We start from the raw sequence: 8440 nt of genomic DNA on the forward strand, positions 1-8440 counted from the left end.
CGATCTGGATCACCAGCACCAGCATGGCCAGCGAGCCGAAGATGTACCAGAAGTTGAAGTTCTTCGGTGCGTAGTACTCGCTCATGTGCTCTTTGTAGAGCTTGCTGGCGGGAAAGCGGTTGTCGATCCAGCCCATCGCCTTGGCGGCGAGYGGTGCATCGGGGGAAATTTCTTTGAATTCAGCCATAACTGATCCTGGTTCGGTGGGGTTCTTTGGCAAGCGTCAGGCGCTGGCTACAAGGTCTTTTGAAGGCGCCGGGTTAAAAGCGCCTTCAGGCCTTTTTGTCTTCACCGATCAGCAAACGGGTGTCTGACAGGTACATGTGAGGAGGCACTTCGAGGTTGTCCGGCGCGGGCTTGTTCTTGTAGACGCGGCCGGCCATGTCGAAGGTCGAGCCATGGCAGGGGCACAGGAAGCCGCCGGCCCAGTCGTTGGGCAGCGAAGGCTGTGCGCCAGGCTGGAACTTGTCGGAAGGCGAGCAGCCCAGGTGCGAGCAAATGCCCACCACCACCAGCGTTTCGGGCTTGATGGACCGGTTTTCGTTGCGGGCGTATTCGGGGGTCAGTTCGTCGGGCTTGCGCTCGGATTTGGGGTCAGCCAGCAGGGCATCGACCTTGGGCAGCTCGGCGAGCTGCTCGGGCGTGCGCTTGATGATCCAGACGGGCTTGCCGCGCCATTCCACCGTGATCTTTTCGCCGGGTTTCACTGCGGAAATATCGACTTCGACGGCCGCGCCGGCAGCCTTGGCTTTTTCGGAGGGCTGGAAAGTGCTGACAAAAGGGATTGCGGTGGCTGCAACGCCTGCGCCGCCTACAGCGCAGGTGGCCACGAGCCAGTTTCTTTTATCTTTATCGACGGGGGCGCCGTGGGGCACACCGTTCGCGCTTGCTTCGCTTGCTTGGGTCATGAGAGTCCTTCAAGAACTGGCTTGAAATAGGCTTGGTGGGAGGCTTGGTGGGGTCAACCCGCAATTGTAGCGGAGCGCGATGTCGTTTTTCAAGGCGGAGGGCCCGGCACGGGTGGTGACGGCCCGCATGGCGGGGCCGCAAGTGCCTGTTTTTAAGGCAGGCTGCGGCCTCCGCATACTTTGTTGCAAGCCGCCCCTGGGCATCGGGCTCTAAAACACGCCCAGCCTTCATAATCATTTTTTCCGCGCAACGCCGGGCATGCCGGTAACCGCTGCCAACAACAGGAGAGATTCATGGGAATGATGCAGGAATTCAAGGAATTTGCCGTCAAGGGCAATGTGATCGATCTGGCCGTGGGTGTGATCATCGGCGCCGCTTTCGGCAAGATCGTCGACGCCGTGGTGAGTGACCTGATCATGCCGGTGGTGGGCCTGGTCTTTGGCAAGCTGGACTTCTCCAGCATGTACGTGCTTCTTGGCAGCGTGCCGCCCGGCACCGACATGTCGCTCGAAGCCCTCAAAAAAGCGGGCGTTCCGGTGTTCGCCTATGGCCACTTCCTGACGGTGACGGTCAACTTCGTCATCCTGGCCTTCATCATTTTCCTGATGGTCAAGCAGATCAACCGCCTCAAGCGCCACCACGAAGCGACACCGGCACCCGCTGCACCACCTGAAGACATCGTGCTGCTGCGCGAGATTCGCGACAGTTTAAAAAAGTAACCCCCCTGTGGTTCGCTCACTTCGTGTAGCGAGCCTCTCCCCTACAGGGGACGGCGCCTCGCGACTGGCAAAGCCAGACCGCGGCCCCCGCTTGCGAGATATGTACCCCCCTGTTGCCCGCTCACTTCGTGTAGCGGGCCTCTCCCCTACAGGGGACAGGCGCCTTGCGGCTGGCAAAGCCAGACCGCGGCCCCCGCTTGCGAAGAGACGGTGCTTGCTATTGATTTAATAGCTGTTTGCGCTCATTCCCATTGGGCTGTAACCCAATTCCTTAAAGCCGGGAAAGGGCCAGCTGGCGTGCCATGCGGATGGCCGCCAACAGGCTGGACGCATCGGCGATGCCTTTTCCGGCGATGTCAAACGCCGTGCCGTGGTCGGGGCTGGTGCGTACCAGCGGCAGGCCGAGCGTCACATTCACGCCCTGCTCCACGCCCAGGTACTTGACCGGGATCAGCCCCTGGTCGTGGTACATCGCCACCACCACATCAAACTCACCGGCTTTGCCGACGGCATGGCGCGCCCGCATGAACACCGTGTCGGGGGCGAAGGGACCGCTCACATCCAGGCCTTCTGCGCGGGCAGCAGCGATGGCCGGTGCGATGATGGCCCGCTCTTCGCTGCCGAACAGCCCCCCTTCGCCGGCATGCGGATTCAGCCCCGCCACCGCGATGCGCGGCGCGCGGCCCCGGCTGGCAGCCGCCGCGCGGTGCGTGATGCGCAAGGTCTGCAGCACGTTGTCGAAGGTAACCGCCTCAATGGCCTGCCGCAGTGACATGTGAATGCTTACCAACACGGTCTTGAGTTCGTTGTTGGCCAGCATCATGCGCACCGGCAAGTCCCCCGCCGGTTTACCCAGAAAAGCGGCGGCTTCAGCCTGCAGCATTTCGGTATGGCCCGGAAAAGCGGCCGCCCAGCCGCCGGCCGCCGCCAATGCCTCTTTGTGGATGGGCGCCGTCACCATGGCGCAGGCCTCACCGGCCAGTACGCTGCGGGCCGCCCAGACAATGCAGTCGGCCGCAGCCTGGCCGGCCCGGGCATTGACCTGGCCATAGGGCACGGCCTCCAACTCGCATTTTTGCAACACCCCGATGCAGTGGGGCGGCACATTCGCCGCATCGGCCGGTGCGTCCAGCCGGGCCACCGGCAGCGCCAGTGGAGACGCTGCCAGCGCGGCGGCGCGGCGCAGCGTGGCGACGTCGCCCACCACGGCGCAACCCGCCATTTCAAGGGGTGCGTCGCGAAAGGCCCTGGCGATGATCTCCGGGCCAATGCCCGCAGCGTCGCCCATGGTGATAAGAAGCGGTTGGTTCACAAGCCGGACGCCGCAGCGGTGAATTGCGCCCCCAGGGTGCATTTGGTTACAGGACAGCCCATAATCCCAAAAATACAGGGCAACACGCCGGCTGCACAGCGTGGCGCCGAATCAATGGATTCAAGGGGGGAGTTGGTCAGATGCATGCTGGGGGTATTTTGGCGCAAACCACATCGCAGCGGCAGGCAACCGGCGCGCAGGACCGCAGGCTGCCGTGAATCCTGCCACGCCCGCCCTGATGTCCGACGCCGAGCTGGTGCTGTGGAGTGCTTCGGCCGGCGCACTCGGCCTGGTGCTGCTGCTGGCCCTGGCCGATGCCCTTTACAGCCGCACCCGCGCGGCCTGGCAGACCCTGGCTTACCTCGCGCTTTGCTGGCTGGTCGTGATGCTGCTGTGCGGCCTGCCCATGGAGCTCTGGCCGGACGGCAAGGAGTCGCTGGGCATTGCGCAACTCCTTGTCGGGCCGGTTTGCGCATCGGTGGGCAGCTTTGGCGCCAGCAAATGGCTGTCGGCCCACCAGCGCGACCACCTGATGAAGGTCAGCCTGCTGACCATCACCCTGGTCTGCATCGCCGGCGGGCCGCTGTGTTTGCTGCTGGCGCCGCAGTGGGCCCTGCCCGCTTCAGCCACGCTGGCCGTCGTCAACCTTTCCGTGGTGCTGTGGCTTTCGGTGCGCGCCACGCAACTGGGTGACCGGCTGGCCTGGGGCCTGGCGCTGGGTTGCCTGCTGACGTTGCCCGCGCAGATCGGCCTGTACGGCCTGGCGCTGAGCCCCACCCGGTTTTCACTGCCGCTGCAGGCCGGCGTGGCAATGGCTGCCTTGCTCAGTGTGGTCATCACGGCCGCCATGCTGTGGCTGCGCAACCGGCAGGCCCGGCAATTGAAGCAGGGCGAGGCGTCGGGGCGCGACCCGATCACCCAGCTCTATGACGGCGTGGCGATGGTGCAAAAAATCATCCGGGCGCAGCGCCGGCGCCTGCGCACGCGGCGCGACGGCGCGCTGATGGCCGTGCTGCTGTTCGAGCCCGAAGGCCTGCTGCCCCAGATCGGCCAGGCCGGCCTGAACGAGATTTACATCCAGATGGCGCGCCGCATTCAGCGCCACACCGGCGCCGTCAACCCCGCCGGCCGCTACTACGACCGCTGCTTTGTCGTGCTGCTGGAAACCATGCACTCGCCGCGCTGGATACGCACACTGGGCCTGCGCGTGGCCTCCGACCTGCGCCGGCCGATGGACGTGACGGCCCTCGGCGGGGGGCGTGCGCGGATCAAGCCCGACATCGCCGTCGGCATCGTGCATCTGTCGGTCGCCGGCAAGGACGTCGCCCAGCTGCTGCATGAAGCGCAGTCTGTGGCCCAGGCCGCCCGCGCCATGCGCTCCCGCGCCGCGCTGCTGGACCCGGAAACCCGCACTGCCGTGCCGGTTGAGCATGCCGAACTGGGCTCCAGCTGGCATGCGCTGCGAAACGCCGCACCGCAAACCCCGCTGCGGGCCAAACCCGCCAGTCCCAATGCCGGGCGCGGCGGGCGGCAGCGCCACAAGCCGGCCTGATTCCTGCAAAAACGCTTCAGGCCGGGTTGTCGATATCGATGAACTGGTGGGCAAGACCCAGCTGCGCGGCAACATGCGCCGCCACGGCCGGTGCGCCGTAGCGCTCGGACGCATGATGTCCGCAGGCAATAAAGGCCACGCCCATTTCGCGCGCGTAATGCGCCTGGGGCTCGGAAATCTCGCCGGTGATGAAAGCGTCGGCGCCTGCCGCAATCGCCGCCTCAAAATACCCCTGCGCGCCGCCCGTACACCATGCTATCTTTTTGATAGCTGCTTGCGCAGGCCCTGCTTTGGTTACAGCCCGATTGAGCACTTTTTCGACGTGCACCGCCAGTGCACCGGCATCTGCAAACTGCCCTCCACCGGCAGGCCCACCGATAAAACCCAGCTCTTGTTCGCCGAAGCGCCCCGTCGCCGTGAGGCCCAGTTGCAAGCCCAGTTGGGCGTTGTTGCCGAGCTCGGGGTGCGCATCCAGCGGCAGGTGGTAGGCGTAGAGGTTGATGTCGTGGGCCAGCAGCAAGGCCAGGCGCTGCTTCATCCAGCCCGTGACGCGGCCGTCCTGGCCGCGCCAGAACAGCCCGTGGTGCACAAAGATGGCGTCGGCCTGCGCCGCAATCGCCGCTTCGATCAGGGCCAGGCTGGCGGTCACGCCGGAAACAATCTTGCCGACCGAGGGTTTGCCTTCGACCTGCAGGCCGTTGGGGCCGTAGTCCTTGAAGCGCGCAGGCTGCAAAAGCGTGTCAAAGGCCTGCAGCAAATCCTGCCGGGTGGCATGTCGTGTGGTACTCATGCCGCGATTGTCTCAGGACGGTCAGTTTTTCTCGAGGCCCAGCAAAGCGTCCTTGAGCATGAAATCGGCCGGAACGGACCCCAGCCAGATGCCCAGCACCATGCGGAAGAACTCCGCATCACCGACCGCCGCGCCCTGCGGCTGCTCGGCGATGAAAAAGCTGGTGCCCTTGCCCGGCACGAACTCCATCGCAAATGAATCGCCGGGCATCAGCTTGCTGCGGCCCGAGAAAATGTCGATCAGGCGGTTGCTCGACACCGAATGGCGGCTGACCGCGTCGCGGCTGGAGTTGTCGGCCATGCCGCGCAGGAAGAGCCGGCCCAGGTCGGTGCCGGAGACCTCGCGCAGCGCCACAAACGCCAGGCGGATGGGCGTGCCCAGCTTCATCGCCTCGTCGGCCGAGGTGACCTTGCGGCTCGTGTACAGGGCCATGTCATAGACCTTGAAAATGGCCTTGAAGCGGGTGCCGGCGCCGTTAAGCTGCAGCGTGGTGCCCTGCGCCACCACACTGGCCGGAAATTTCGTTGTGGTGGGTGCGGCCAGAACAGGCAACGCCAGGCCCGTGGAACCCGCCGTCAATACGGCCGCGCCGCGCGCGAGCCATGCCCGCCTTGAACACTGATGCATGTTGTCACCTCCGTTATGGTTGTTGACCGCAGGCGGCCGTTCAAGCTGCCCACGGCTGCGGCCTTGCGGCAGCCAGGAACATGGTACCGGAGCCAGCCGGCGTGCTTCCTTACAGCGAGCGGGGACCCGAAGCGATAAACTCCCCCAGTTGGCGCCGCGCCCCTTCCGGCCCTGCGCCGCCCCGGATTCCCGCCCCTTCGTCTTCCGCACCTTCGTACCGGCACGCCGACCCTCACGCCTCATGAAACGCACCTGGCTTCTTTTTTCCCAAACCGTCACCGTCCTGCTGGCGGCGTACTTCGTGGTGGCTACGCTCAAGCCCCAGTGGCTGGACCGCGGCAACACGCCGGGGGTGTCCGTGATCGAGGCGCCAGCCGGCAGCGCACCGCGCAGCGGCGGCGCCGGCGGCGGCTTTGCAGCGGCGGCCAAAGTGGCTTCGGCGGCCGTGGTCAGCATCAACACCAGCAAGGCCGCGGCCAAAAACCCGCATGCCGAAGATCCCTGGTTCAAATTCTTCTTCGGCGACCAGGGCCCTAACGAACCGCAGGGTGGCCTGGGCAGCGGCGTGATCATCAGCGCCAGCGGCTACATCCTGACCAACAACCACGTGGTCGAAGGCGCCGACGAGATCGAAGTCATCCTCAACGACACGCGCAAGGCCAAGGCACAGGTCATCGGCACCGACCCGGACACCGACCTGGCCATCCTGAAGATCGACCTCGACAAGCTGCCTGTCATCGTGCTGGGCAACTCCGACGCGCTGCAGGTGGGCGACGCGGTGCTGGCCATCGGCAACCCGTTCGGCGTCGGCCAGACCGTCACCGGGGGCATCGTGAGTGCGCTGGGACGCAACCAGCTGGGCATCAACACCTTTGAAAACTTCATCCAGACCGACGCCGCCATCAACCCAGGCAACTCGGGCGGCGCGCTGGTCGACGTGAACGGCAACCTGATGGGCATCAACACGGCGATTTACTCCCGCTCGGGCGGCTCCATGGGCATTGGTTTTGCCATCCCRGTATCGACGGCCAAGCTGGTGCTCGACGGCATCGTGAAGGACGGCCAGGTCACACGGGGCTGGATCGGCGTGGAACCGCAGGACCTCAACCCCGAACTGGCCGAAACGTTTGGCCTTCCTCCGGCTGCGGCCAAAGAAGGCGGGGTGATCATCACCGGCGTGCTGCAAAACGGCCCGGCCGCGCAGGCCGGCCTCCTGCCGGGCGACGTGATCACCGCCGTGAACGGCAAGGGTGTACGCAACGTGAGCCAGCTGTTGACCGCCGTGGCGGCCCTCAAGCCCGGCACGCCGGCGCCGTTGACGGTGCTGCGCAAGGACAAGCAGACCGAGATTGCCGTAACTCCCGGCAAGCGCCAGCGGCCCAAGGTTCAGCAGCGCTGACCGGCAGCGGCGCAAGCCCGCGGCCATCATCGTGATAACGCTATCGAATTAATAGCTGCTTGCGCCCGTCCATATTGGGCTGCAGCCATTTCTACCTGGAATTAATGGGTTCCCTGCAATAGGGGCTGGAGTCGCTGGCGGGGCCGTAAAGCCCCAGCGCTATCAGGACTGGGCCGCTTCGGCCTCGGCGTCGTCTGCAGGCTTTTTGGTGTGCTTGACGAACACCTGCGCGGCGATGATGCCGACCTCATACAGGCCGCCCACCACGCCCAGCAGCATGAGCATCGACCCTGCATCAGGCGGCGTCACCAGCGCGGTGCCGACGGCTGCCGCCACCCAGAAGTAACCGCGGTATTCCCGCAGCTGGGCCACGCTGAGCACCCCCATGCGCACCAGCAAAATCACCGCGATCGGCACTTCAAAAGCCAGCCCGAACGCCAGGAACATGCCAAGGACGAAGTTGAGGTATTCCTCGATGTCAGGCGCGGCGGTGATCGATTTGGGCGCAAAGCTCTGGATGAAATGAAACACCTGGCCGAACACCACGAAATAACAAAACGCCACACCGACAAAAAACAGCAGCGTGCTGGAGATCACCAGCGGCATGACGAGTTTTTTCTCGTGCGAATAAAGGCCGGGGGCCACAAAAGCCCACACCTGGTAGAGCACGACCGGCAGCGCGATCATGAAGGCCGCCATGAACAAAATCTTGATCGGCACAACGAAAGGCGAAATCACGTTGGTGGCAATCAGCGTGGCGCCCTTGGGCAGCGAGGCCACCAGCGGCGCGGCCAGGATGTCGTAAAGCGCGCCCGGGCCGGGGAAAAATGCCAGCACGATGGCGGCAATGCCGACGGCGATCACCGCCCTGATCATCCGGTCGCGCAGCTCCATGAGGTGCTGCACAAAGGGCTGCTCGGTGCCTGCGAGTTCGTCGGGCTTCTCGGTGTTGGGGTCGCTCATGGGAGAAATTTGCGCGGGTGGGACTGCGCGGGGAGGCACGCAAACAGGAAGGATTCAGCGGGAAAGCAGCTCAAGGCATGCGGCCCGGCTGCGGACGGAAGCGCGCCACCCGGGCGGCGCCTGACTGGGCTCTGGTCCGGACGCCGGAACGCGCCTTGTACCACTGGGG

The 8440-nt window shown here is 64.8% G+C and carries 8 protein-coding genes and 2 pseudogenes; 3 read left to right on the forward strand and 7 right to left on the reverse strand.

The features are described from left to right. Both AC1D0Z_RS12925 and petA read right to left on the reverse strand, forming a co-directional pair. A pseudogene (locus AC1D0Z_RS12925) lies at nt 1-187 on the reverse strand (cytochrome bc complex cytochrome b subunit); the annotation flags it as partial. An 85-nt stretch (nt 188-272) separates the two neighbouring features. Continuing rightward, the gene (gene petA / locus AC1D0Z_RS12930) at nt 273-908 is read right to left on the reverse strand and encodes a ubiquinol-cytochrome c reductase iron-sulfur subunit (protein WP_477658632.1); all 636 of its coding nucleotides are present in this window, start codon (nt 906-908) and stop codon (nt 273-275) included. 294 nt (nt 909-1202) lie between these two features. On the opposite strand from petA, the gene mscL reads away from it, so the two are divergent. Further along, the gene (gene mscL / locus AC1D0Z_RS12935) at nt 1203-1628 is read left to right on the forward strand and encodes a large conductance mechanosensitive channel protein MscL (protein ID WP_477658633.1); all 426 of its coding nucleotides are present in this window, start codon (nt 1203-1205) and stop codon (nt 1626-1628) included. Nucleotides 1629-1899: 271 nt separating this feature from the next. On the opposite strand, the gene pdxA is transcribed toward mscL, so the two are convergent. After that, entirely contained in the window at nt 1900-2940 is a 1041-nt protein-coding gene (gene pdxA / locus AC1D0Z_RS12940) for a 4-hydroxythreonine-4-phosphate dehydrogenase PdxA (protein ID WP_477658634.1), read from the reverse strand. Nucleotides 2941-3154: 214 nt separating this feature from the next. Here pdxA and AC1D0Z_RS12945 point away from each other — a divergent pair, with 214 nt between their 5' ends. Next, complete coding sequence (locus AC1D0Z_RS12945; RefSeq protein WP_477658635.1) at nt 3155-4492, forward strand: hypothetical protein; 1338 nt, start codon at nt 3155-3157, stop codon at nt 4490-4492. Between the two features lie 16 nt (nt 4493-4508). Here AC1D0Z_RS12945 and AC1D0Z_RS12950 read toward each other — a convergent pair whose 3' ends face one another. Together AC1D0Z_RS12950 and AC1D0Z_RS12955 are read right to left on the reverse strand one after the other, a co-directional pair. After that, nucleotides 4509-5282, reverse strand: coding sequence for a Nif3-like dinuclear metal center hexameric protein (locus AC1D0Z_RS12950; protein WP_477658636.1), 774 nt, complete (start codon nt 5280-5282; stop codon nt 4509-4511). 21 nt (nt 5283-5303) lie between these two features. After that, the gene (locus AC1D0Z_RS12955; protein WP_477658637.1) at nt 5304-5909 is read right to left on the reverse strand and encodes a chalcone isomerase family protein; all 606 of its coding nucleotides are present in this window, start codon (nt 5907-5909) and stop codon (nt 5304-5306) included. Nucleotides 5910-6150: 241 nt separating this feature from the next. On the opposite strand from AC1D0Z_RS12955, the gene AC1D0Z_RS12960 reads away from it, so the two are divergent. Continuing rightward, entirely contained in the window at nt 6151-7308 is a 1158-nt protein-coding gene (locus AC1D0Z_RS12960) for a S1C family serine protease (RefSeq protein ID WP_477658638.1), read from the forward strand. 162 nt (nt 7309-7470) lie between these two features. On the opposite strand, the gene tatC is transcribed toward AC1D0Z_RS12960, so the two are convergent. Together tatC and tatB are read right to left on the reverse strand one after the other, a co-directional pair. Continuing rightward, nucleotides 7471-8271, reverse strand: coding sequence for a twin-arginine translocase subunit TatC (gene tatC, locus AC1D0Z_RS12965; RefSeq protein WP_477658639.1), 801 nt, complete (start codon nt 8269-8271; stop codon nt 7471-7473). 70 nt (nt 8272-8341) lie between these two features. Then, nucleotides 8342-8440, reverse strand: a pseudogene (tatB, locus tag AC1D0Z_RS12970) (Sec-independent protein translocase protein TatB); the annotation flags it as partial.

This window comes from Polaromonas sp. P1_E3 (genome assembly GCF_056405935.1).